Source organism: Marinobacterium weihaiense, assembly GCF_019061305.1.
GTDB classification, from domain to species: Bacteria; Pseudomonadota; Gammaproteobacteria; order Pseudomonadales; family Balneatricaceae; genus Marinobacterium; species Marinobacterium weihaiense.
The window spans coordinates 1-24,869 of record NZ_JAHQZT010000007.1 but is presented as its reverse complement, the minus strand read 5'-3'; the positions used below and the strand labels follow the sequence as shown (position 1 = coordinate 24,869).

Annotated in this window: 23 protein-coding genes and 1 tRNA gene; 16 read left to right on the top strand and 8 right to left on the bottom strand. The window is 58.8% G+C overall.

The features are described 5' to 3' along the window. Positions 1 to 98 precede the first annotated feature (98 nt). Genes gatC through gatB form a run of 3 tightly spaced genes read left to right on the top strand, consistent with a single transcriptional unit; the run spans position 99 to position 3,327 of the window. The gene (gene gatC, locus KTN04_RS06870; protein ID WP_217334483.1) at positions 99 to 386 is read left to right on the top strand and encodes an Asp-tRNA(Asn)/Glu-tRNA(Gln) amidotransferase subunit GatC; all 288 of its coding nucleotides are present in this window, start codon (positions 99 to 101) and stop codon (positions 384 to 386) included. Positions 387 to 412: 26 nt separating this feature from the next. Beyond that, a complete protein-coding gene (gene gatA, locus KTN04_RS06865; protein ID WP_217334482.1) occupies positions 413 to 1,870 on the top strand; it encodes an Asp-tRNA(Asn)/Glu-tRNA(Gln) amidotransferase subunit GatA in 1,458 nt (485 codons plus the stop codon). Between the two features lie 2 nt (positions 1,871 to 1,872). Further along, positions 1,873 to 3,327, top strand: a complete 1,455-nt coding sequence (gene gatB, locus KTN04_RS06860; protein ID WP_217334481.1) for an Asp-tRNA(Asn)/Glu-tRNA(Gln) amidotransferase subunit GatB — start codon at positions 1,873 to 1,875, stop codon at positions 3,325 to 3,327. A 242-nt stretch (positions 3,328 to 3,569) separates the two neighbouring features. Here gatB and KTN04_RS06855 read toward each other — a convergent pair whose 3' ends face one another. The 4 genes from KTN04_RS06855 to rpe form a co-directional block, all read right to left on the bottom strand. After that, positions 3,570 to 5,465 carry an Lnb N-terminal periplasmic domain-containing protein gene (locus tag KTN04_RS06855; protein ID WP_217334480.1) on the bottom strand — a complete coding sequence of 632 codons (1,896 nt, stop codon included), beginning with the start codon at positions 5,463 to 5,465 and terminating at the stop codon, positions 3,570 to 3,572. 78 nt (positions 5,466 to 5,543) lie between these two features. After that, positions 5,544 to 6,041, bottom strand: a complete 498-nt coding sequence (locus tag KTN04_RS06850) for a DUF3015 family protein (protein ID WP_217334479.1) — start codon at positions 6,039 to 6,041, stop codon at positions 5,544 to 5,546. A gap of 122 nt (positions 6,042 to 6,163) precedes the next feature. Beyond that, positions 6,164 to 6,844, bottom strand: coding sequence for a phosphoglycolate phosphatase (locus KTN04_RS06845; RefSeq protein ID WP_217334478.1), 681 nt, complete (start codon positions 6,842 to 6,844; stop codon positions 6,164 to 6,166). Then, the gene (gene rpe / locus KTN04_RS06840) at positions 6,844 to 7,518 is read right to left on the bottom strand and encodes a ribulose-phosphate 3-epimerase (RefSeq protein WP_217334477.1); all 675 of its coding nucleotides are present in this window, start codon (positions 7,516 to 7,518) and stop codon (positions 6,844 to 6,846) included. Before rpe ends, KTN04_RS06845 begins: the two co-directional genes overlap by 1 nt. A gap of 88 nt (positions 7,519 to 7,606) precedes the next feature. Here rpe and KTN04_RS06835 point away from each other — a divergent pair, with 88 nt between their 5' ends. Continuing rightward, positions 7,607 to 8,599: a DUF3530 family protein gene (locus KTN04_RS06835; protein ID WP_217334476.1), complete on the top strand. Its 993-nt coding sequence runs from the start codon at positions 7,607 to 7,609 to the stop codon at positions 8,597 to 8,599. Here the strand turns inward: KTN04_RS06835 and djlA are convergent. From djlA to KTN04_RS06820, 3 genes are read right to left on the bottom strand one after another with little or no spacing between them, the layout of a single operon-like run. Beyond that, the gene (djlA, locus tag KTN04_RS06830; RefSeq protein ID WP_217334475.1) at positions 8,574 to 9,395 is read right to left on the bottom strand and encodes a co-chaperone DjlA; all 822 of its coding nucleotides are present in this window, start codon (positions 9,393 to 9,395) and stop codon (positions 8,574 to 8,576) included. The genes KTN04_RS06835 and djlA overlap by 26 nt on opposite strands. Continuing rightward, entirely contained in the window at positions 9,392 to 10,090 is a 699-nt protein-coding gene (gene murU, locus KTN04_RS06825; RefSeq protein WP_217334474.1) for an N-acetylmuramate alpha-1-phosphate uridylyltransferase MurU, read from the bottom strand. The genes djlA and murU overlap by 4 nt, the downstream gene beginning before the upstream one ends. Further along, a complete protein-coding gene (locus KTN04_RS06820) occupies positions 10,090 to 11,124 on the bottom strand; it encodes an aminoglycoside phosphotransferase family protein (protein WP_217334473.1) in 1,035 nt (344 codons plus the stop codon). The genes murU and KTN04_RS06820 overlap by 1 nt, the downstream gene beginning before the upstream one ends. Before the next feature lie 619 nt (positions 11,125 to 11,743). On the opposite strand from KTN04_RS06820, the gene KTN04_RS06815 reads away from it, so the two are divergent. Genes KTN04_RS06815 through apaG form a run of 5 tightly spaced genes read left to right on the top strand, consistent with a single transcriptional unit; the run spans position 11,744 to position 17,649 of the window. Then, positions 11,744 to 14,143 (top strand): LPS-assembly protein LptD, encoded by a 2,400-nt coding sequence (locus tag KTN04_RS06815; protein ID WP_217334472.1) that lies wholly within the window; start codon positions 11,744 to 11,746, stop codon positions 14,141 to 14,143. Next, a complete protein-coding gene (locus KTN04_RS06810; protein ID WP_217334471.1) occupies positions 14,130 to 15,419 on the top strand; it encodes a peptidylprolyl isomerase in 1,290 nt (429 codons plus the stop codon). Before KTN04_RS06815 ends, KTN04_RS06810 begins: the two co-directional genes overlap by 14 nt. A 2-nt stretch (positions 15,420 to 15,421) precedes the next feature. After that, positions 15,422 to 16,414, top strand: coding sequence for a 4-hydroxythreonine-4-phosphate dehydrogenase PdxA (gene pdxA, locus KTN04_RS06805; protein ID WP_217334470.1), 993 nt, complete (start codon positions 15,422 to 15,424; stop codon positions 16,412 to 16,414). Positions 16,415 to 16,418: 4 nt separating this feature from the next. Then, complete coding sequence (gene rsmA / locus KTN04_RS06800; protein WP_217334469.1) at positions 16,419 to 17,246, top strand: 16S rRNA (adenine(1518)-N(6)/adenine(1519)-N(6))-dimethyltransferase RsmA; 828 nt, start codon at positions 16,419 to 16,421, stop codon at positions 17,244 to 17,246. 16 nt (positions 17,247 to 17,262) lie between these two features. Further along, a complete protein-coding gene (apaG, locus tag KTN04_RS06795) occupies positions 17,263 to 17,649 on the top strand; it encodes a Co2+/Mg2+ efflux protein ApaG (protein ID WP_217334468.1) in 387 nt (128 codons plus the stop codon). Between the two features lies 1 nt (position 17,650). Here the strand turns inward: apaG and KTN04_RS06790 are convergent, their stop codons facing one another. Beyond that, positions 17,651 to 18,517, bottom strand: coding sequence for a DUF72 domain-containing protein (locus tag KTN04_RS06790; RefSeq protein WP_217334467.1), 867 nt, complete (start codon positions 18,515 to 18,517; stop codon positions 17,651 to 17,653). 72 nt (positions 18,518 to 18,589) lie between these two features. Between KTN04_RS06790 and KTN04_RS06785 the strand changes: the two genes are divergently transcribed. The 7 genes from KTN04_RS06785 (at position 18,590) to KTN04_RS06755 (ending at position 24,587) form a co-directional block, all read left to right on the top strand. Continuing rightward, positions 18,590 to 19,390, top strand: a complete 801-nt coding sequence (locus KTN04_RS06785; RefSeq protein WP_217334466.1) for a motility protein A — start codon at positions 18,590 to 18,592, stop codon at positions 19,388 to 19,390. Further along, positions 19,387 to 20,187 carry an OmpA/MotB family protein gene (locus KTN04_RS06780; RefSeq protein WP_217334465.1) on the top strand — a complete coding sequence of 267 codons (801 nt, stop codon included), beginning with the start codon at positions 19,387 to 19,389 and terminating at the stop codon, positions 20,185 to 20,187. The genes KTN04_RS06785 and KTN04_RS06780 overlap by 4 nt, the downstream gene beginning before the upstream one ends. Continuing rightward, positions 20,187 to 20,558, top strand: coding sequence for a PilZ domain-containing protein (locus KTN04_RS06775; protein WP_217334464.1), 372 nt, complete (start codon positions 20,187 to 20,189; stop codon positions 20,556 to 20,558). Before KTN04_RS06780 ends, KTN04_RS06775 begins: the two co-directional genes overlap by 1 nt. A 53-nt stretch (positions 20,559 to 20,611) precedes the next feature. Further along, positions 20,612 to 20,688, top strand: a tRNA-Met gene (locus KTN04_RS06770). 949 nt (positions 20,689 to 21,637) lie between these two features. After that, positions 21,638 to 22,165 carry a hypothetical protein gene (locus tag KTN04_RS06765; RefSeq protein WP_217334463.1) on the top strand — a complete coding sequence of 176 codons (528 nt, stop codon included), beginning with the start codon at positions 21,638 to 21,640 and terminating at the stop codon, positions 22,163 to 22,165. A gap of 13 nt (positions 22,166 to 22,178) precedes the next feature. Beyond that, positions 22,179 to 23,696 carry a molybdopterin-dependent oxidoreductase gene (locus tag KTN04_RS06760; protein WP_217334462.1) on the top strand — a complete coding sequence of 506 codons (1,518 nt, stop codon included), beginning with the start codon at positions 22,179 to 22,181 and terminating at the stop codon, positions 23,694 to 23,696. Positions 23,697 to 23,723: 27 nt separating this feature from the next. After that, positions 23,724 to 24,587 (top strand): hypothetical protein, encoded by an 864-nt coding sequence (locus KTN04_RS06755; protein ID WP_254262423.1) that lies wholly within the window; start codon positions 23,724 to 23,726, stop codon positions 24,585 to 24,587. Positions 24,588 to 24,869: the final 282 nt, after the last annotated feature.

Genomic DNA, 24,869 nt, shown 5'->3' with positions numbered 1-24,869 from the left:
CGTATGCGCCATTCACCCTTTACAAATTCAATCGCGGCGGGGCCTTGAGCGTTAAGGAACCCTTAAGCGGAAGACTGACCAGAGCGAGAAACGGACCCATGTCACTGGACCGATCCCAAGTGGAGCAGATAGCTCATCTGGCGCGCCTGCAGATCGATAGCGCCGATATCGACAGCTACAGCGATTCACTCAACAGCATCCTGAACCTGGTAGATCAGATGCAGGCCGTCAACACCGAAGGCGTAGAGCCCCTGGCGCATCCGCTGGATGCCGTGCAGCGCCTGCGCGCCGATGAAGTGACCGAGACCAACCAGCGCGAGGCGCTGCAGGCCGTAGCGCCCGCCACCGAGGAAGGCCTCTTCCTGGTGCCCAAGGTCATCGAATAATCCGCCTCAGGTTCAAGGACATCAACATGTTTGACAAGACACTTGCCGAGCTGGCCCAGGGGCTGGAGCGCGGCGATTACAGCAGTACCGAGCTGACCCAGGCCTACCTGCAGCGTATCAACGCGCTGGACAGCCGCTACAACGCTTTCATTACCCTGACCGAAGAACAGGCACTGGCCCAGGCCAAGGCGGCTGATGAAGCCCGCGCAGCCGGTAACGGCGGCGCCCTGTGCGGCCTGCCGATCGCGCACAAGGACCTGTTCTGTACCCAGGGCGTGCGCACCTCCAGCGCCTCCAAAATGCTGGACAACTTTGTTTCTCCCTACGACGCCACCATCGTCAGCCGCCTGAAAAATGCCGGCACCGTGACGCTGGGCAAGCTGAACATGGACGAATTCGCCATGGGTTCCTCCAACGAGAGCAGCTTCTATGGTCCGGCCCGCAACCCCTGGAACACCGACTGTGTACCAGGCGGCTCCTCGGGCGGTTCCGCCGCCGCCGTGGCCGCACGCCTGACCCCGGCCGCCACCGGCTCCGACACCGGCGGTTCCATCCGCCAACCGGCAGCCCTGTGCGGCATCACCGGCCTCAAGCCGACCTACGGCCGCGTGTCTCGTTACGGCATGATCGCCTTCGCCTCTTCGCTGGACCAGGCCGGTCCCATGGCGCAGACCGCCGAAGACTGCGGCATGATTCTGAACGCCATGGCCGGTTTCGATCCCATGGACTCCACCAGCGCCGAGCGTGATGTTGAAGACTACACCGCCAAGCTGAACCAGCCACTGGCGGGCCTGAAGATCGGCCTGCCGAAAGAATACTTCTCCGCCGCGCTGGATGCCGGTGTTGCCGAGCAGGTCCGTAACGCCGTGGCCGAATTCGAAAAGCTAGGTGCGACCGTAAAAGAGGTCAGCCTGCCCAACACCGAGCTGTGCATCCCGGCCTACTACATCCTGGCCCCGGCCGAAGCATCTTCCAACCTGTCCCGTTTCGATGGCGTGCGCTACGGCTACCGCTGCGACAACCCGGTGGATCTGGAAGACCTGTACAAGCGCAGCCGTGGCGAAGGCTTCGGCACCGAGGTGAAGCGCCGCATCATGGTCGGTGCCTATGCCCTGTCCGCCGGTTACTACGACGCCTACTACAACAAGGCGCAGCAGATTCGTCGCATGATCCAGCAGGATTTCGTCAATGTGCTGAACGATGTCGACGTGATCATGGGGCCGACCACGCCCAAGACCGCATTCAAGCTGGGCGAAAAGAGCAGCGATCCGGTCTCCATGTACATGGAAGATATCTTCACCCTGTCACTGAACCTGGCCGGCCTGCCGGGCATTTCCGTGCCCTGTGGCCAGAGCAACGGTCTGCCGGTCGGTCTGCAGATCATCGGCAACTACTTCGCCGAGTCGAAGCTGCTCAACGTGGCACACCAGTTCCAGCAGGCAACTGACTGGCATAAACAGATCCCGGCCGGAGTGGAGGTGTAAGCATGGAATGGGAAGTTGTTATCGGCCTGGAGATTCACGTCCAGCTGTCGACCAAAACCAAGATTTTCTCCGGCGCCAGCACCGCCTTCGGTGCCGAGCCCAACACCCAGGCCTGCGCCGTTGACTTGGCACTGCCGGGCACCCTGCCGGTGTTCAACGAGAACGCCCTGCGCATGGCGGTGATGTTCGGCCTCGCGGTCAACGCCGAGATCGGCAAGCGCTCCGTATTCGAGCGCAAGAACTACTTCTACCCGGACCTGCCCAAGGGCTACCAGACCACCCAGCTGGCCGAGCCGATTGTCGGCCCGGGCTTTGTTGATATCGAAACCGATGACGGTGTCCAGCGTCGCGTGCGCCTGCATCACGCCCACCTGGAAGAGGATGCGGGCAAATCCCTGCACGAAGACTTCCATGGCATGTCCGGCATCGACCTGAACCGTGCCGGTACTCCGCTGGTGGAGATCGTATCCGAGCCGGATATGCGCTCCTCCAAGGAAGCGGCTGCCTACGCGCGCAAGATCCACGCGATTGTGACCACGCTGGGCATCTGCGACGGCAACATGGCCGAAGGCTCCATGCGCTGTGACTGTAACGTATCCATCCGCCCGAAAGGCGAGGAGAAGCTGGGCACCCGTACCGAGCTGAAGAACATCAACTCCTTCCGCTTTATCGAGCGTGCCATCGACACCGAAGTGGCGCGTCAGATTGACCTGATCGAAGATGGCGGCACGGTAGTGCAGGAAACCCGCCTGTACGATCCGGACAAAAACGAAACCCGCAGCATGCGCTCCAAGGAAGAAGCCAACGATTACCGTTACTTCCCCTGCCCGGACCTGCTGCCGGTCATTATCGATGACAGCTACATCGAAGCGATCCGCGAAACGCTGCCGGAACTGCCGGATGCCCGCCGTGAACGCTTCATCAGCGAATACAACCTGTCTGAATACGACGCCGGCGTGCTGTCCGCTTACAGTGCTCAGGCCGACTACTACGAGCAGGTGGTGAAGCTGTCCGGTGACACCAAGCTGTCCGCCAACTGGGTGATGGGTGAGCTGGCCAAGTTCCTCAACCAGAACGACACCGATATCAAGGACAGCCCGGTCTCTGCCGAACAGCTCGGCGGCCTGCTGGTCCGCATCAAGGACAACACCATCTCAGGCAACATCGCCAAGAAGGTGTTCGAGCTGATGTGGAGCAAGGGCGGCACAGCTGACGAGATCATCGAAGCCGAGGGCCTGAAACAGGTTACCGATACCGGCGCCATCGAGAAGATCGTCGACGAAGTGATCGCCAACGCCGAGAAGCAGGTCGAGCAGTACAAGGCGGCCGAGCCGGACAAGCGCGGCAAGATGATCGGCTTCTTTATGGGCCAGGTCATGAAAGCCACCGGCGGCAAGGCCAACCCGGGTGCCGTTACCGGTATTCTGAAGCAGAAGCTGGACGCGCTCTGCGACTGAGCCCACCCGCTTTGAATACTGAAAAGCCAGCCCCCCAAGGGGCTGGCTTTTTTGTTATTGATATCTCGCCTTGGAACCAACTATACGCGGCTCGTAACCGGCTACGCCACGGCCGCCCAGACATACTTCAAGCGTACAGGTATTACACTTACCGATGCTATCGCTTGGAAGAACGTCAGCAAACAAGCCCCCGGCCATCCTTTGTAAGGCTCCCCGGAAATCAGAGCTGTTGAGCCTCTCCACTAAAAGTAGAAGCCCACCCCCAGAGAAAGCTCGGTGGTTTGATCCGCTCGATAGCGAAGCCTGATATCGGCATTGCGCTCAAACATGTATCTCAATACCACCTTATCCTCTCTCCTGGTCGTCCCCTGGCCGTGGAAAGGCATCCGCACAACTCGTTCCAGTAACAGAGTGGCTGTGTCACTGATGCGCGCAACTCCACGCATATTGACAGTGGCATCCAACAATGCCTGTCCATAACGCTTATCTTGCAGCGCAGCCCCCACCATCGCTGTCATATCAACAGATTCAACCGGGGTCAAAGCGCGTCCCCACGCGCCTTCAATACGTGGTGACAAACAACCCGTGCATGCAAGGTCAGGCCTTACCCAACCTGCCCTTAACATCCAGGCTTCGCGCCCATCTCCGGGGAGCCCTGTTACCTGTGTATTAGCACTCTCGATATTGATCAGATCAAAACGATCAATTTTCCAATTATCATCGATCACCTGTAAAGACAACTCTCCCATCAATAAAGCGGAGTTGCCAACATGAGCCTCGTCCCCATCCAAAGCATCGTAATAAGCAGGTCTTAGAGCCAGCCCCCAACCACTGCCCTGACTGGATGAATGGATCCCGGAGAGCTCAACACGACTAGGCCTGCGCGACTGATCAGGCGACAACTTGGCCGCAGCAACTTCCGCCTTGCGCTGCGGGGGCATGCGGTAGCGATACAACAGAACCTGTCGATAGCGCTCTTTCGCTTCAGCAACCGTACCTGATTCGGATTTGATCAGGTATTGGTAGTAGTCGAGCAGGGTGTCTACCTCAACATGGCTCAGTAGCCCCGCCCATTGCGACATGTCTTGTTCACTGTCAATCACCAGCCTGACGCGCGCCTTCTGCTGATCAGACAGCGCCCTGAACCGGCTGTACAGTCGCGACTGACGCGACGGGTGGTAAATGATCTGATTAACCAGCGGCGCTCCCACCCTGTCGGCAGAACCCAGTTTGCTGATCAATGACTGCGGCATGGTAAAGGGGCGATTTTCAGGGATAATATCAACCCCTTCAACAACCTGGAGTAGTTCAGCCATCCGGTAGGCGCAGTTCTTGCGGAAGAAATAATACGTATACTTGCGCCCCAATACTTCCCACGCATGGGCAACGATCAGATCAACCGCCTCTTGGGGCAAGTCAAGTTTGTACTCCCAGAGGTCACGCAATTCATTCTCACCATAGTTGTGAGTATGAAAGTAGTACTGAATGTGACTGAATCCACCGTCATAGCCCCCGGTTACACCTTTGACAATATACGCCAGGGGATTTTCATTATCCGGTACTATCGCACCATAGTTAACGCTCACATCAAGCAGGCTGGTCTGCTTCTGCTGGAGGCTGGAGTTCAGCTTTAGAAGTGTATGCCCGTAGTAAGAAGCCGGGTTCCCCAGATAACCCGTGGCAAATACCACACTGATAGAGTCCGTGGTTCCATTGAAGGACCAGTCGTCAAACTCTGGACAACGGGTAACGGGAATCCACTCCTCGGGAATTTCAAGTTGCTCGGTAAGCCAAGCAGCTCTGGCAGGAAATCGACAGATCGGATGTTGGTCAGGCCCATCTGCGCTGACGTCTTCCAGCATCCCGGCCAGCATCGCTGTCAGCTCGGCTTCTGGTTCATGGCGGCCATCAGGGGCAATAAAGAATTCGGGCGAGTGTATAGCGCTTTCCAGACCTTTACCTGCTAACCCCACAGGTTCATAGTGTAGAAGCTTGAGCCAAACGGTGGAGTGTGCAAGTCTTTTCTCACGTGCTTCTTCCACAAGATACACATGATAAGCTGCCGGATCGTTTGCTGAAGCAATTGAACTTGCCGACAACAAAAGCAGGATATACGTCGGCAAAAGTAACTTGAACACAGAGGTTTCCAAAAGCAGAGAGACTCAGGATGTCACAAAGAAAAGGACATGCTGTGCATGCCCTTGTGCCTGTCGGGTTCAGGCGGAGCAACGGCCTGCCGAAGCCGTATCAAGTGCTTGGTAGTAGCGCTGAGCTTTCTCATGTGAAGACTGCTCAGCATATTCTGGATTGGCTACTTCATGTGCCATTGCTTGACGCAGCTGCATGCTGATAATAGCTTGCTTATCTGCAGCACAGCCAAATGTGTTCATGGCGGCTGTCAGGTGCTCACCATAACCACGCGCAGTATCTTCAGCCAGGTTCTCATACGTGTCTAGAATGAACTGGGCTGTTTGTACTTTGCGCGCACTGCAAGTTTCCGGGCTTGCCGTAGCCGAGGTGACAGCCGTAGTACCAAGGTCCCAGATCACATTGGATGTTACGGCAGCCCAGTGCACGTCCTGAAACAACGCAGCGCCAATACCACAATCAGTGAAAGGATTGGGGCCTGAGCCGGTCGCCTTGGTTTCAGCCAGGGACGGGGTCGAGATAACAGCAGCTGCAGCAGCGGCCAGGGTGATCGCTTTCAGGTTCATTTAAAACTCCTTGTATCAGACACTTCTGCCAATATTCATTTCCGATATCGGCCAAGCGTCTCCAAATGGGGACGCGATCATAGTCAAAACATCAGTAAAACTCAATCATCCCTTGGTTGCCTTCACATCAGTGAAGCAAGACTATCCACAACCCGATCCGGCGAGCAGCTTGCCACCGGCTCGCCGTGGTTGTAACCGTAGCTGACGCAGACTACCGGAACGCCCGCGGCACGGGCGGCGGCCACGTCGTTGCGGGAATCCCCCAGCATCAGCGCCTGCTCCGGCGGGCAGCTGTTTGTTTCCAGAACCGTCAGCAACGGCAGCGGATCGGGCTTTTTCACCGGCAGGCTGTCACCACCGAGTACCTGGCCGAAGTAGTGATCGATCTTCAATGCTTTCAACAGCGGCATGGTAAATGCCGTCGGCTTGTTGGTGATCACCGCCATGGGCACACCAGCCTGCTGTAAATGGATCAGCAGCTCATTCACGCCCGGATAAAGTCTGCTGTAACGGCCGTTGCTTTGGGTATAGGCGGCCAGGAAGACTTCAAATGCCACCTGAAACAGTTCAGGTTCCACCGCACTATCCGCCGGGTGCATATCACCACTGAGCGCACGCTGTACCAGCACTTGAGCCCCGTTGCCCACCCACTGGCGCACCTTGGCTTCACCTGCCGGCTCACGCCCCAGAGCTTGCAGCATGTTATCCACAGCGGCAGTCAGATCCAGCGCGCTGTCCACCAGCGTGCCGTCCAGGTCGAACATCACGCAGGCGGGCAGCTCGCCATTGAACAAAGTGCGCATCAGCCCGAAACCTTCGCCAACTCGGCACGCATCTGCGCGATGGTAGCAGCGTAATCCTCGGTGTTGAAGATGGCCGAACCGGCCACGAAGGTGTCGGCACCAGCGGCGGCGATCTCGGCAATGTTGCCGATGCCCACACCACCGTCTACTTCCAGACGGACATTGAAACCGCTGTCATCGATGCGTTGGCGTACCTGGCGCAGCTTGTCCAGCGTGGCCGGGATGAACTTCTGTCCACCGAAGCCTGGGTTGACCGACATCAGCAGGATCATGTCGACCTTGTCCATGACGTGGTCCAGGTAGTGCAGCGGCGTGGCCGGATTGAACACCAGACCGGACTGACAGCCGCCATCGCGAATCATCTGCAGGGAGCGATCGATATGCTCGGAGGCTTCCGGATGGAAGGTGATGTAGGACGCACCCGCCTTGATGAACTCACTGATCATGTGGTCCACCGGCTTGACCATCAGGTGGGCATCAATCGGCGCGGTGATGCCGTAGTCGCGCAGCGCCTTGCATACCATTGGGCCGATGGTCAGGTTGGGTACGTAGTGATTATCCATGACATCGAAATGGACGATATCGGCACCGGCGGCCAGTACGTTTTCAACTTCTTCACCCAGACGGGCAAAGTCGGCGGAGAGAATAGACGGAGCAATCTTGAAGTCGGCCATGGGAACTCGTGTGCTGGTTAACAATTGCGCCATTGTACCCCAAGCCGCCCGGCATGTTCAGCCGCTGTCTCCGCTTGCGGTCGGCACCATGAGCGCCGATAATCGCAACATGCCTACACACGCTTTGATATTCGCCAGCCTGCTGTGCCTGTCCACTCTCGCCTCGGCAGCCGAGCCGGAGCGCCACGGTGCCGGCATACCGGTGCCCCAGGCCCGCATCCTGCAGCAGCTGGGGCTGGGCCACGAGCTGATTGACGTGGATATCGAGGGCAATCGGTTTCGTTTGCTGTATCGGCCTGCCATGACCCCGAAGCCTTCGGGAGCCGTGCTCTTGCTGCCGGACCCCGGCAGTGCCGAAGCCTGGCTTGAACAGGTCCGCGCCCTCACCGCCTATTTGCCGGAGCACGGCTGGACCGTGATTGCCGTCGAACCGCCCGAGCTGCCCGATAGCCCAGTACCGACTCGGACGTCGCCTGCCGCCGACTCAGCATCGGCCCCGGCAGCGGCTGAAGGCTCGAGCGCCACCGCCAGCGGCCCGACTGTACTGTCATTCGAGCAGCAGATGGCCCAGCGCCTGCAGGAGGCACACGACACCCTGGGGCGACGCGCCCCCGAGCTGAGGCAACGTATCATCACCGGCATCGGTCGCAGTGCGGTCTGGGGTGTCGACTGGGCACAGGGCAAGGACGATGGCGTTAACCTGATGCTGATCGACCCGCGCCCCTCGCCCGGCGCCAGGCAACCGCTGCACACCCTGCTGCCTCTGGTCGGCCGGCGCACGTTGATCGACCTCTACCACGCCCCGATGCCCGGCTATCCGGATGCCGAGCCCAACGCCCGTCAACGGCGCCTGCTGGCCCGCCGCGCCGACCTCAAGCACTACCACCAGAGCCGATTGCCCGGTGTCTTTCGTGGCTGGCAGGGGGATATGCCTTGGCTGACTCGGCATGTACGCGGGTTGCTGGAGCGAATCATACTGGATGACAGCCGCAAACTCAGAGGCAAGATGGAGACGCCAGTGCCCAGAGTACAGGCGCCTCCGGGCAGCGCAGCGATCAACGCATCCGGCGGGCCGACTTGATGCGATCATAGGCGGCCTGGATTTCCTGGGTTTTTTCCTTGGCCAGCTGCACCATGTCTTCCGGCAGCCCCTTGGCCATCAACTTATCCGGGTGGTGCTGGCTCATCAGCTTACGCCAAGCCTTTTTCACCTCGGCATCGGTGGCCGCTTCGCTCACCCCCAGCACCCCGTAGGCCTCCTTCAGCAGCACGGCATCATTCTGAAAACCGCCCGCCTGGTGCGATTCCCAGCTGTGACGGCGAAAGGCGTCTTCAGCCTTCATGCGCGACATCAATAGCTCCACCTCCTGCGGCGTGAACTGCAACTGGGCAAAAACCTGCTGCAGCACCGCCTGTTCGGCGGCACTGACATCGCCGTCGGCCATGGCAGCCTGCAACTGGATCTCGACAAACATCAGCTTCACCGCCGAGCGCTGACGCAGCAGAATCGCCAGCGGTCGCAGCACCTCGGCGATATCAAAGGCCTCGTCCTTGCCCTCGTTGAAGCAGCCGATAGCCTCGCGGCGGCGCTCTTCACTCAGCCCCATGCGGGTCATGACCTCGCGGGCAAAGGCAATTTCCGACTCGCTGACCCGACCATCTGCCTTTGCCAGCCGTCCCATCACACAAAAGGTGGCACGAAAAAACAGCTGCTGCGGATTGTAGGCCTGCAGCTTGCGGCTCAGGCCTCGCTGCAACAGAAAGCCTAGCGTACCGCCCAGCAGCAGCCCGACCGGGCCGCCGCTGAGCAGACCGATCAGGCCACCGATGACAAGTCCGGTGCGAAACCGCTTGAGTTGCTCGATCAAATCCGTCATGACGCCTCCATTATGGTGCCATTGCGCAAAGCCCTGTCCAGTGCCTGCAAACGCTCGGGGGTTCCCACATCCTGCCAGTATCCTTGCAGCCGCTCACCGCAGACCCGCCCGGCCGCCATGGCTTCGCGCAACAAAGGGGCCAGCGCAAAGGCGCCTTCGTCACGGTCGGCGAACAGTCCGGGGGTCAGCACGCTGATGCCGCTGAAGGTCAGCCAGTCGCCCCCGGAAGATGTCACGCGCCCGTCAACTTCAAGGGCAAAATCACCTTCAGGATGCCACTCGGGGTTGTCCGTCAATACCAGATGGGCACCGCCGGGAGGGGGAGCAAGGTGACTCAGAGGCGCCAGCGGGTGGGTACTGAACAGGTCGCCGTTCAGTACCATAAAAGCCGGTTCACCCTCGCTGCACAGGAGGGGCAACGCCTGACGAATACCACCGCCGGTTTCCAGCGGCTCCGACTCGGGCGAGTAGACGATGCGAGCGCCGTAGCGACGCCCATCGCCCAGAGCCGCTTCGATCTGCTCACCCAGCCAGGCATGGTTGATGACGATATCGTTGATACCGGCCGCGACCAGGCGCTCGATGTGGTATTCGATCAGGCACTTGCCCGCCACCTTAAGCAGCGGCTTGGGCGTATGCAGCGTCAACGGCCGCATCCGCGTGCCCAGCCCCGCCGCCAGAATCATCGCCTTCATTAATGCCACCAGTGCGCCAGCGACTGCTGCGCGAAGTGGGGATGCGCCTGCAGCGCCGGAATCACCCGTTTTTCCAGCCAGCGGGTAAAGGTATCCAGCTCTTCATAACGGGCCGAGGCCCGGTACACATAGGCCAGGGTGCGCGGCAGGTCGTCCAGATAGCCATCCTTGCCGTCCCGCAGCGACAGGCGACTGAAAATGCCCAGCACCTTCAGATGGCGCTGCATGCCCATGAGGTCGAATTGCTGTCGGAACAGGCCGGCTTCGGCCACGTCGACACCATCTTTGCCGAGGCGCTGGCGGAAGGCTTCCACCCAGAAGCCAACCTGCTCGTCCGGCCAATCGATGTAGCAGTCCCGCAGCAGGGATACCAGGTCGTAGGTTACCGGCCCCTGCACCGCATCCTGAAAATCGATCACACCCAGGCTGCCGTCCTCCAGCAACATCAGATTGCGCGAATGATAATCACGGTGCACACTGACCCGAGGCTGGGCCAGAGCCGACTCGATCAGCAGGCGCGCCACCAGGCCGTTCAGGCGGTACTCTTCGTCCGACAGTTCCAGCCCCAGCAGGCGGGTCAGGAACCACTCGGGAAACAGCGCCATCTCGCGTGCCAGCATGACTTGGTCATAAGGCGGAAGCTGCGGATTGGTGGTTCGCTGGATCTGGCGCAGCAGCTCGAATGCCTGTGCATAATGACGTTCGGCACTGCCATCATCCAGCGCCGGCAACAATAACTGATCACCAAAATCATCCAGCAACATGAAGCCCTGCTCGAGATCACTGGCGATCACCCGCGGCACTGGAACGCCCTGGGACAGCCAGCCCTGGGCAATGGCAATAAAGGGCTCGCAGTCCTCGTGCGCAGGCGGCGCATCCACGGCAATCCAGCTGCCCGCTTCGCCACGGGCACGAAAATAGCGACGAAAACTGGCATCACCCGAGACCGGCTCCAGCTCCGCAGAGACCTGCATATCCTGGTCCGATGCCTGCTGCTGGACCCATTGTGAAAGCTGTTTCAGCCGCTGCCCCATTCGCTTTTATCCTCTAGCACTTGAAGTTGTGAATGCTTTATCATGCATGGTCCGATATGGTACTCGACTTACGGGCTGGCGTGAAACCGGCCTGCGACCGCAACTGGATAGCGACCTGATGCCCTTTAACACCCGCGCTGGATTCAAACTCACACTGGCCGTAGCCGCCGCCATCAGTGCTCAGACACTGCAGGCACAGGAAAGCGCCGAGCGCTTGTGGAGCTGCAATCTCACCCCCTCCGGCGAATGGGACTGTGAAGTCGACGAACAGTTGCTCCAGCAGCAGCCCCTCTCTGAAGAGGGCAGCAACCGCCTGAAAGATACTGCTCGCCCGGTACCATCTGAACCAGGGGCACCTGAAAACCCTCCTGCTTCACGCCGCTCTGATACCGTGCCGCCATCGTCGTCATCCGACAGGCATTCACGCCCGGCTTCCCAGCATACATCGCCGCCAGTCCAATGGCCGACGCAGGCACGAGCCACGAAAGAGGCTCCTTCTCCACTCCCTTTGCAGACACGCCCAGCCGACGCTACAGTCAGCAGGTCCTGTGAAACGGCTGGAACAAACCGGGCCTGCAATCGGTCTGACTCGACGCCTGCAACCTCCCACGTGACCCGAATGGCCACTCGTCCCGCCAGCACCAAAGGACAGCCCGAGTGGGAGTGTCAAGCCGGTGATCATGACTGGGAGTGTAAACAGGTGGCAAGCCGCACACCGGCCGTTGCGAGTACAACCACTGCATCCCGGCCATTGACACCGGCGGCAGCCGCCGCACTGGACTGGTATGCTTATACACCGGGCGATGCCCCCGGCGCCTGCCGCGGGCGTTACATCGAACCGAATTTCGATTACATCGATGATGACCGTCCTCTCAATCAACAGCCGGTCTACATTCAGGCCCTGAACTCATCCAGCATTATCGGCGGCATCACGGAACTCGAAGGCGGTATTCAGATTCAGCGCGGAGGCCGCCTGATTACCAGTACCCGCGGCGAATACGACCAGAGCAGCAACAACGCGCGCCTGTATGGACAGATCAAGTACCGAGAGCCCGGCCTGCTGCTACTGAGTGAGCAGGCCGATGCCAACATGCTCAGTGGCGATACGCGTTTTTACAATGCCCAATATGTGCTGCACCAGGAGCACATGCGCGGCCAGGCCGAACAGATCACCCGTTTCGGTGATCGGCGCATCCGGCTTGACGAAGGCGCCGTAACCTACTGTGAGCCTGACAGTAACGCCTGGCAGATCGCCGCCGACCGAATCGAACTCGACCCGGAAACCGGCCGCGGTACCGCCCGCCACGCGACCCTAGATGTTGCTGGCGTTCCGGTGCTCTACACGCCCTACCTGTCATTCCCGATCGATGATCGTCGTCAGTCGGGTTTTTTGTATCCCAGCATCGGTTACTCCAAAAGTGACGGCCTCGATGTTGCCATTCCGTATTACTTCAACCTGGCCGACAACTACGACGATACGCTGACGCTGCGTCATATCGGCGAACGCGGCTTGATGCTGGAAAACGAGTTCCGCTACCTGAACCACTGGTCCAGCAACAGACTCAGCAATTCCTGGCTGGGCAGTGACCGCCGCCATGGCGATGACCGCTGGTTGATCGGATTCGAGCACAGCGGCCAGCCCGTCAGCAACATGTACAGTCACGTCAACTTTACCCGTGTCAGCGACGATGATTACTTCGAGGACCTGGGGACCAGCCTCGCGATTCAACGGGATGACCATCTAGACCAGTTGTTCGACCTGCGCTACCTGATGCCAGGGGCCAGTCTCACGCTGCGCACCCAAAGCTACCAGACCATCGGGGGCACTGCGCCCTATGAAAAGCTGCCTCAGGTTCTGTTGAGCGGGCAACATGTAACCGGCAATCGCCTGTATGCGGACTATCAGGCTGAATATGTCCAATTCCAGCGCGACCTTGACGGTAAATACGGTCGTAACCTGACCGGCCTGGACCGTACTGAAGGCAGCCGAGTGCACCTGCGCCCGCGCATGAGCCTGAACCTGGACGCCCCTTGGGGGTATCTCCGCCCGGCGGCAACACTGTGGCATTCGTCTTACGATCTTGAAAATGATCGTCATGCGCACCTCAACGGTAGCCATTCTATCAGTGCCGGCATTCTCAGCCTGGACTCGGGACTGACGCTGGAGCGTGATTTCGCACTGGCCGATGGTGAGTACACCCAGACGCTGGAGCCACGCCTGTTTCTGCTGCATGCCGACGTGGATGCCGATGACCAGGCGGATATTCCGCGCTTTGACTCCTCTCAGCTGGACTTCACCTACTACAACCTGTTCCACGAGACCGGCTGGAGCGGTAGCGACCGCGTGGCCGATACTCGACAGGCCACTCTGGGCCTGTCCAGTGCCATCTACTCTGCCCAGGGCATCGAAAAACTTCGCCTGGGGGCGGCACAAGCGCACTATCTGGCCGACCGCGAACATGCCGGCCGGCCGGGTGATAGCCTGAGCGGGGGGACTGAAAGCAGCTCCAATCTTGCCACATTGGCTAACTGGAACTTTACCCGTAATCTGCGCCTGACCCACAACGGCGAACTGGACCGCGACAGCTACGAGTTTCTCGAGCACAACTACAAGCTCAGCTACACGCCGGGTGACAAGCGCCTGCTGTACATGAGCTACCGTGATGACGTTGAGAAGGATGCACTGGACGGCAACCAGCAGCTGGATCTGGCTTTCCGTTGGCCCTTGAGCAACAGCTGGACCGGCTACGGCCGCTGGCAGCAAGACTTGGACAACAATGAAAACCTGGAAACCCTCTTGGGCCTTGAATATGCCAGCTGCTGCTGGAAGGTCCGCCTGACCGGTCGTAGCTGGGTTATCGACCCTGACACTGTCGGCAGCGTAGAAGAGTTTGAAACCGACAGCGGTATTTTCCTGCAGTTTGTTCTGCGTGGCCTGGGTGCATTCGGCCAGGGCGAGGGACGCGAATACCTGGGAGAAATCACCGGATATGATGAGGATGACAATGGCGCTTTCTAAACTTCGTCGGCCCCTGCTGACGTTACTGCTGCTAACGGCTCCGATGGCCAGCGTGCAGGCTGAAGTACTCGACCGTATCGCTGCGGTTGTCAATGAGGATATTGTGCTCGAAAGCGAGCTGGAGCAGCGCCTGGAGCTGGTGCGCCAGCAGATCGCCGCCCGAGAGGGTACACGCCTGCCCCCTGAAAATGTGCTCCGCGACCAGGTCATGGATCGGCTGATTCTGGAAAGTATCCAGCTGCAGATCGCCGAACGTCAAGGGCTGCGTGTATCCGAGCGCCAGCTGAACGAGGCTCTGAATCGCATCGCGGCGCAGAATAACATGACCTTGGCCCAGTTCCGCGACGCCCTGGTTGCCGAAGGTCAGGATTATGCCCAGGCCCGTGAACAGATTCGTCGTGAAATTCTGCTGACCCAGGTACAACAGAGTCGCGTCAACCGCCGCATCAGCGTCTCGGATCAGGAAGTGCAGAACTTTCTTGATTCCGAACTGGGTCAGCAGCAGGTCCAGGCCGAATACCGCCTGCGCAATATCCTCTTTGCTCTGCCGGAAAACGCCACGCCAGACATGATTCGCAAGGCCGAAGCCAAGGCTGCAGACGCACGCCAGCAGCTGGAACAGGGCCAGCCCTTTAGCGAGCTGGCCATTGCGGTTTCCAACGCACCGAATGCCCTTCAGGGCGGTGAGCTGGGCTGGCGTCGGGAGTCCGAGTTGCCGGAAGCTCTGGCCAACGCCATCCGCCGCCTGTCCCCAGGCGAGATCAGTCAGCCGATCCGCACCCCTGGCGGGTTCCACCTGCTGCTGGTGGAAGACAAGCGTGGCGGCAAGGTACAGCTGGTCGAACAGACCAAGGTACGTCATATCCTGCTGACCCCGAACGAAATCCGCAGCCCGGAACAGACCCGTCGTGAGATCAACACTCTGTACCAACGCCTGCTGGAAGGTCAGCCCTTTGATGACCTGGCGCGTCGCTACAGCGATGATGCAGCCAGCGGCTCCCAGGGCGGCGATCTTGGCTGGACCCAGAATGGACAGATGGTGCCCGAATTTGAACAGGTCATGAACAGTACCGCCAAGGGGCAGGTCAGTGAACCTTTCGAATCCCGTTTCGGCTGGCACATTCTGCAAGTGCAGGACTACCGCACCCAGGATCTAGGTGAAAAGATGCTTGAATCCCAGGCACGCAGCAGCATTCGCCAACGCAAGTTTACCGAAGAACTGAGCAACTGGTTGCGTGAGATCCGTTCCCAGGCCTACATAGAGCGCAAGATTTGATCGTGAACTGCCCACGCATTGCCATCACGCCCGGTGAACCGGCTGGTATCGGTCCTGAGCTCTGCGTCCAGCTGGCTCAACAGGCACACGCCTGCCAGCTGGTCGCCGTGGCCGATCCGACACTGCTGCAGGATCGCGCCGACCGGCTGGGGCTGCCACTCAGGGTACTGCCCTTCCATGCCACCGATCCGGCTCAGCCGGCGCCACCGGGCAGCCTGTACTGCCAGAACGTCACTCTGACCGCGCCCAGCGAGCCAGGCCAACTGGACTCGGCCAATGCCGCGTATGTACTCGGCACCCTGCGCGAGGCAACGCTGGGGTGCCAGGCCGGCACCTTTGATGCGCTGGTCACGGCCCCAGTACACAAGGGCGTAATCAACGATGCTGGCATCCCATTCAGTGGTCATACCGAATTTCTCGAAGCCATGACCGGCAGCCACAAGGTCGTGATGATGCTGGCCACCGAAGGGCTCAAGGTCGCTCTGGCCACCACCCACCTGCCCCTGCGCGATGTGGCAGACGCCATCACCCAGCCATTGCTGCGCGAGATCATCGCCGTGCTGCTACAGGACCTTCAGCGTTCTTTTGGCCTCAGGCGCCCGCGCGTGCTGGTCGCCGGCCTTAACCCCCATGCCGGTGAAAGCGGTCACATGGGGCGCGAGGAGATCGATACCATTACACCGGTGCTGGAGGAGTTTCGTGCCAATGGTGCCGATCTGATCGGCCCACTACCGGCCGACACCCTGTTTACCGAACACCACTTGCGTGATGCCGATGCCGTGCTGGCCATGTATCATGACCAGGGGTTGCCGGTCCTCAAATACAAGGGCTTTGGCCGTGCCGCTAACATTACGCTGGGACTGCCGATTATCCGCACCTCGGTTGATCACGGCACCGCACTGGATCTGGCCGGTAGCGGCCAGGCCGATGTCGGCAGCCTGCAAACCGCCCTGCAGTTCGCGCTGGACATGGCGCGCCACCAATCAGGTAATTGATTCGATGAGTAACAAACCCGCCGGCCACAAGGCCCGCAAGCGCTTTGGCCAGAACTTCCTGCATGATCAGGGCGTTATCGGTCGCATTATTCGTGCCATCAACCCGCAGCACGGCCAGCATATGGTTGAGATCGGACCGGGTCTGGGCGCATTGACCGAAGAGCTTCTGGACGCCTGCCAGGGTGAGCTGGATGTTGTCGAGCTGGACCGTGATCTCATTCCGGTGCTGCGTACCCAGTTTTTTCGCTATGCGGATACCTTCAATATCCATGAAGCCGACGCACTGAAATTCGACTTCACGGCCCTGAAGCAGGATGAACGCCCGCTGCGTGTCGTCGGCAACCTGCCCTACAATATTTCCACGCCGCTGATTTTTCACCTGCTCAGCTTCAACGGCCTGATTCAGGACATGCACTTCATGCTGCAGAAGGAAGTGGTGGATCGACTGGCCGCCGGCCCAGGGGACAACCACTACGGCCGCCTGGGCATCATGGCGCAGTACTACTGCCGCGTTGAACCGCTGTTCATCGTGCCGCCCGGTGCATTCTCACCTGCCCCCAAGGTTGACTCCGCCATCGTGCGGCTGGTGCCCTACGCACAGCCACCGTACCCGGCCAAAGACGTCAAGCAGCTGCAGAATGTCGTCCGCACCGCGTTTGGGCAGCGCCGCAAGACCCTGCGCAACAATCTCAAGCCGCTGATCAGCGCCGACCGGCTGGAGGCATTGGGCATCGACCCCGGCCTGCGCCCCGAGCGCCTGACCTTGGCCCAATTTGTCGCCATCAGCGACGCATTGAGTGATGCCGCTGATACCCCCTGCGAACCGAACTGAGGATAGTCACGAACTGATGGATGCTACCGAGTACAGCCGCAATATCGAGATCAATGTTGTGACCGCCTACCTGCCCGACCAGTCCGAGCCGGATGCGCACCGCTTCGTGTTTTCCTACCATATCAGCATTACCAACCATAATGCCGATAGCGTACAACTTCTCAGTCGCCAGTGGCGGATCACTGACGGCAACGAGCATGTGCAGGAAGTCGAAGGCGAAGGCGTGGTGGGTGAAAAGCCGGTGATCGAGCCCGGCCAGACCTACGAATACACCAGCGGTACCGTTCTCGCGACTGAAGTGGGCAGCATGCAGGGCGCCTATCGCATGACCGCTGCCGATGACACCCCCTTCGAAACACCGATCCCGGCCTTCACTCTGGCGCAGCCCAACGCGCTGCACTGAGTTAGAACAGACCCGGCTGGCGCCGCACCACGCGGCGACCGGCCCAGTCCTCGAATCCGGCCGCAAGGCGCGGCTGCCGTTTCTGCAGCTCGTTGGCAAACCAGCGTGCCAGCTCGGGCGCCTGCGCATTGCTGGGCGTGTGCATGAAGACGAAGGGCGTTTTGCCCTCGCCTATCCAGCGCAGCACCTGCTCAACCCAGGGCGCCAACCAGCGTTGCCCCTGCTGCAGATCCAGCGGTGAGATGAACCTCAGCATCGGCGCATCCGCCGTTGCCAGTACCCGTAACGGCAGGCGCGGCTTTTGAGCCAGCGCTTCCTGGGTGATCGGATCCGGCTGCGGATGAGCAAACAGAGCCCGGGTATCAAAACTGATCCGATTTGCCCCCACGTCGGCCAGCAGCGCATTCAGACGCTGTTCGGCATCCCCGCGCTGAAAAAAGGCCAGATGACGCACTTCCACCGCATACCGCACCCCGGCCGGCAGCGCTGTCAGAAAACGGGCCAGCTCGGGCAGATGTTCGGGGCCAAAACGCGATGGCAACTGCAGACACAGCAGTCCCAGCCGCTCGGCCAGCGGCTGCAGCCGTGTCAGCAGTGCCGTGACCTCGTCATCAACATGACGCAACCCGCTCTGGTGACTGATGCTCTGGGGAAACTTGAAACAGAACCGAAATCCCGGCGGAGTCTCGGCCTGCCAGCGGGCCACGGTCGACACGGCCGGCAGGCCATAGAAAGTGGTATTGCCCTCAACGGAGCTGAAGCTGGCCGCATACTGGGCCAGGTCACCCTGTTCCGGGTCCGGCAGGATCGATTGTACCCACTGCGGATGTTTCCATTGCGGCAGGCCAATAAAGTAGTCTGACGTCATCGTCTCACTGTTGTTATACTCAGCCCTGATTCCACCAGCCTCCACGCCGGCCGTCACGGGGTATTCAACTTCATGGATTTCGCTTCGCTTCTTGGCATTATCTCAGGTCTGGCGCTGATCATCAGCGCTATTTTTCTGGGCGGCAATGCCGATGTCTTCCTCAACGTTCCCGGCATGATGATCGTGGCCGGCGGCACCATCGCCGCCACTTTGCTGACCGTGCCTTTCAAAGATGTCCTCAACGGCTTCAAAGCCGCCTGGATCGTGTTCACCCGGGACAACACTAATCCCCAGGAAATGATCGATACCATGCTGGAACTCAGCCGGGTCTCGCATCGCCATGGCTTGCTCAAGCTGGGTGATGTGGACAGTGACTCTCATGTGCTCAAGCGTGCCTGCAACCTGCTGGCCGAGGCCGCCTCGGAGCAGGTCATCCGCAACACCCTGCAGAACGAAATCGACTCGCTGATTGCCCGTCATCATTCAGTACAAGACGTGTTTCGAAAGATGGCTTCCTATGCCCCGGCATTCGGCATGCTGGGCACGCTAATCGGCCTGATCCAGATGCTCAGCCAACTATCAGACCCGGATAGCATCGGACCGGCAATGGCCGTTGCCCTGCTGACCACCTTCTACGGCTCGCTGCTGGCCACCATGGTGTTTTTGCCCATCGCTGGCAAACTGCATGCCCGTACGCTGACAGAGGTCACAAACCTGGAGATCATCCGTGAAGGCTGTATCAGCATCCTCACCAACGATCACTACATGCATGTCTATGAGCAGCTGGCCTCCTACCTGCCGGAAGCACAGCGCAAACCGATCCAGATCGGCAAGAGCGGCAAGCCCAGCGACAACAAGGCTGCCGGCTCATGAGCAGCCGTCGCCGCGAGTTGACCGATGAATCCGGCAGCCCGGGCTGGCTGATGACCTATGCCGATTTGATGACGCTGCTGCTGGTATTTTTCGTGCTGCTGTTCTCCATGTCTAACCTGGAAAGAGAACGTTTTGCAGATGCTGTACGTTCTTTCCAGTCAGCGTTTCAACGTGCTGTCTCCGGTGCACCCAACAGCATCGTGCCGCTGGACCACAATGCCCCTACCAGTACGCCCAGTGATATCAACGACGCCATCCTGCAGTCCCCCCAGAAGCAGGGCTGCAGTGAAGATCGCAAGGAATCGGCGCAGGATTTACAGGCACGCGCGGTACAACTGGACTGGCAGCAATTGAACGATGATCTGGAAAACGCCTTTGAGCAGATGAAGATGCAGGACGCCATTGAAATCGGTACGCCCAAGGATGGCAAGCTGGCTCTGAGGGTCAAGGGTGGCCTGCTGTTCGGTTCGGGTGACGCCACCTTCAATCGCGCCATGCTACCCATGCTGGACGGGCTGCTGGACACGCTGGTGCAGAATCCGAACTATAAATTAGAGATACAGGGGCATACGGATGATATTCCGATCAGTACCGCCCAGTTCCCCTCCAACTGGGAGTTGTCGGCCGTGCGTGCTACCACGGTGCTGCGCTACATGGTTGATGCCGGCATCAACCCGCGACGACTGACAGCAACCGGCTACGGCTCGTCGCTGCCACTGGTACCGAATACATCGCCCCAGAACCGCGCCATCAACCGGCGCATTGAATTTGTACTCGAAAAACGGGCTTTGGACTGATGAAACCCAAACTGCGCCTACCCGACATGGCCGACAGCGGACGTCGCGCCTTTCGACTGAGCATCCTGCCAGACGCCCCCCTGCGTGCAAAGGTGAACGGTGAACTCGTACAGGTCGATAACCTGTCTGCCACCGGTATGGCCTTCACTACGGAAGCACTGTTTACACTGCAGTATTACCCGGCCCGCCTCAAGTTCCGGACGGGCAAGCAGATTCATCAAATCAACTGCACACTGCGCCTGGTTCGCAAGAGCGGAACTCTATGGTGTGCCGACTTCAGCGAGCTGCCGGCGCGTGAACAGCGTCTGCTGTCAGAGTTCATTACTTGGTACCAAGCCGAGCAAATTCGCCACAGGAATAAAAATTCGTAATAAAAGCTTGACGTTAGTACCTCACATCCTTAATATACACGTCATCAAGTTGATGCGGGGTGGAGCAGTCTGGTAGCTCGTCGGGCTCATAACCCGAAGGTCGTTGGTTCAAATCCAGCCCCCGCTACCAAATTTTAAGAGGCAGATCAGGTAATTACCGGTCTGCCTTTTTTCGTTGTTCTTTCCTATGCTCTGTTTGTGACAACCCCTGTGACGAAAAATCGCATCCTGTTCAAAGGCTAGTTGTTCATAACTCTGTATCATGTCCCGCATAAATCTTGCAAATACGCTTTAACGGGCGCTGACTGCGCTTTACCGGGTTGGACACCCACGCGTAAAATTCACTGGTTGAGACCTTCAAGCACCGGCACATTGGTTATATCCGGAAGTGATTGCGACAGTGTTGAACGGCCTGATATCTGGGGGCGACTCTTCAGCGAAAAACATCGCCGCTTCACGCGAAAACCTGTGTTCCTTTTTAATCCGGGCCAGCACGTTTCAGGCAAGCTGCTTCTTCATTTATGGGGAAGCGCTCTCCTGAAAGGCCTTGGCTGTCGCCACATTGGCTTCACGCTGTAGCCTCGCTCCAGTACTTGCCAGACGGCTTCATCTATATATTCCGGGGTATAGCGCTGGGTGCTCATGGCAACCCCTAGACTAGGGTCAAATCACAGGCTGAGGCTGTCTACCATAACGGGACAAGTCCAGCCTCTTTTCAGAAGAATTTCCAGTAAGGGGGAGTAGAACCCGTTTACTTCATTTAAAGGTTACATAACAGCCATCAAAGCCCAGCTCGACATTAGCTTCCATATCATGGAGCGGTACAATTGGCAGCGGCCGTATCAATGCAGTCAGGGACTGCACCGGCAGTGGCAGTGGCAGTGGCAGTGGCAGTGGCAGTGGCAGTGGCAGTGGCAGTGGCAGAAGAAAAACGTAATTGACTGTCCGGTACTAGTAGGCCACTACACAATACAGATTCTAACGCATTGTCAACGTTGCCACGCAACGTACGTTTGTACCTCAGCCCGGTTGGGCAAGGATTTACGCGGGATTTTGCAAAATGGAGGTAATACATAGCAATGGAAGATGAAAACTCCCCTGCGCTGCGCGCCGGCGTAGACTTTCGGGGCACCCCAAACGCGACTCAGCCGGTGCTTGAACACATTAAGCCTGGCAAAAAGCGCGCTCCGTTTTGGCGCTATATTCGCATCAATCTGCCGCGCACCACCCGCCTACTGATCATCGCGGTAATCGCGGTGATTGGCGGGGCTTCCGCATCTGTTGCCTTATCCAACCATGAGCCCTTTCTGTACGCGACCCATGCGCTGTGGAGTGTGTGCGGGGCTGCTGCTCTGTTCGTTGCCGTGGGTTTACTCACCTCTGCCCGCATCTGGAAATGGGGCGTGCCAATCGCGCTCTCTTCACTGCTTATCTACCTTGGCGGCCTGCTGGGTAATGCGCCCTATGTCTGGAACGGGGCCAGTGTTGTTTCCGCCGCCATCTGGAACCTGACGCTGCTGGCATCCCTCGCTTACCTGGTGCTTTCCTGGGCACTACGTTGCGGCATGATAGTCGCCGCTCCCGACCACCAACACTTTTTAGACTGATAAGGGATTATCAATGGATCTCGGATTTCCGTGGTGGCTTCGTATAGAGCACTTCCTCAACATCATCTTCATTTCCTTTCTGGTTCGATCAGGCTTGGAAATTCTGGCTACCTACCCCAAGCTTTACCGTTCCCAGCACACAGTGCCTGGTACCTCCTGGGCCAAGTTTACCGTTCAGCAGGAGCCCAAGCACAAGTACTACACGGTGGGCGGCGAAGACAGTGACTACTCTCCCCGCATTTCGCTTCCCGGCCAACGCCAGCTTGGTCTGGGCCGTTACTGGCATTTCATCACTGTGACCGGCTTTATAACCTGCTGGATAATCTACTTCATATTACTGCTGGTTACCGGCCAGTGGCGGCGCTACGTGCCCACCAGCTGGGACACCTTCACTCAGGCGGGGCACGATATGCTGGCCTATCTCGCTTTCACCATGCCCCACCCCACCGATGGCATGGTGTTTAATGCCCTGCAGCAACTGTCTTACGGTTTTGTGGTGTTAATACTGACGCCTTTAGTCATTCTGACCGGCGCCTTTCAGTCTCCGGCCATTGCCAACCATTTTTCACGCATCACCCGACTACTCGGTGGCCGCCAGGTAATCCGCAGCACGCACTTTCTGTGCCTGGTTGGCTATGTCGCCTTCTTCGCCGTCCATCTGCCCCTGGTCTTTCTTCACGGCTACCTGCACGAGACCTCAAAGATGGTGCTGGGCCACTCCAACAACCCAGTGCTGGGTGGCGTCATTTTCACCCTCGGCCTCGCTCTCGTTATTGCTCTGCATGTGGTTGTCACGCGCTGGACCCTGGCGGACGGTCGTGCCGTTGAAAAGCTGCATAACCGGATTGTGCGGCCGTGGTCCAACCTGCTGTACAAACTACCCGCACGCATGCACTACGACCGCTCCAATATCACCGGTAAAGACGTGGGGCTTGATAACGCCACCCACAACTTCCGTGGCAGTGGACGGCCACCCGAAACCCCCGAGTACCTGGCACTGATGGCCAACTGCTATGAGGACGACTACGTGCTTGAGATCGGCGGCTACGTTGAACACCCCATGACGCTGACCATTGCAGAGCTGCGCGAGCTCGCCGCAGGCCACTCACAAACCACCTTGCACCACTGTGTGCAGGGCTTCAGCTCCATCGGGCGCTGGCGCGGCATTGCCGTGGCTGACCTGCTGGATCTGGTGAAGCCCCTGCCCGGTGCCACCGACGTGGTATACACCAGCTTTCAGAACATGGGCCGCGACGATGCCCTGTATGAGGGGGGAACTTATTACGAGTCTACCCCCATGGTGGAGGCTCGTATGCCTCAGACGCTGATTGCCTTTGAGCTTAACGACGAGGGCGAGATCCCGGCCAAAAATGGCGCCCCGGTGCGGCTACGCCTGGAAAGCTCGACCGGATTTCGCAGCCTGAAGTGGCTGGAACGTATTGAGGTGGTCAACCGCTACGACATTATTCTTGAGGGCCGCGGTGGCTACTTTGAAGACACCGACTTCTTCGATCGCAACCAGCTGATCTGAGCGTTCGTGAAAAAAGGAAAGAGTTTTATGACGCTGAAAAAAACACGCCCAACGACTCAGGCCGAGCTGGATGCTTACATGGCCGCGCTGCCCAGGCCCGTGCGCAACACCTTTGAAGGGATGTATCCGCTGCACGAAGATATTGAGCTGTCGGACGAACAGGTGCAAATAGTGCTGAACTACCTGCAGGAGGTGAACTTTCATCTGCCCGGTGCCGCCCCCCATGAATTTCTTGTGGTGCGCTGGGCGCGTTACACCGGGTTTCAGTTTATGCAGGAAGACCTAGAAGCCTATGCCATTGGCCTAAGGTGCACTCACCCCGGCATGGAAGATCAGCACACCTTTATTCGTATGTCCTGGGGCCAGCTGATGGGCGACCCTGATGCCGTTCGCCTGCCGGTGAACGAACCCGTGCTGGCAAGCGATATGATGACCCTCGCCCGCTATCGTGATACGCGCACCGGCCCATCAAAAACCGGCGTTAACGCCTATGGTGAAGACCCTGTACCGGGCACCGACTTCGACCTGAAACTACTGAACGGCGCACTGAATGACGTGATAGAGCAGCACCAGAGCGGCCAAGGGCGTGAAGTCAATTCATGGTGGAACCCCGCCCTTAACTGGGGAGTAGTGCTGGCAGGGCGCTACCCGCGACTCAAGTACTTTGAGTCTAAGGGACGTCTCGGTAACGACACTTTAGCTGCCTTACACGCCTTTGAGGCACGGGCAGCAAACACAAAGGCCGTCTTTCAAGCACTGGGGCTGGCCTCACCTGCATCTATAGCCGAGTCTGCACTAAAACAAGCAGAGAAAGCAGAGCGCGGAACCTTTTTTCGTCCACACCGTATCCGTAACCCAGAGCCACTTCACGCGTTGAAGCGTGATAACTAGCGCTTGCGATCAGGCGGTTAGCGTGAGTTAGCACACTTATTGCTGCCTGATCGCCTTTCCCTGATCATGGACAATGTATAGCCGCAAGGTTGTCGCTGGGTAGTATATAACACCAAGCCTGGTGAATCGGCAAAACAGTTGAATGAACGCACTCTACTACGCCAAGCGTGGGCCCCGGCCCCAAACACAAAAACCCCGATCTCAACGAGACCGGGGTTTTCACTGAATAAATGCTTGGCGATGACCTACTCTCACATGGGGAAGCCCCACACTACCATCGGC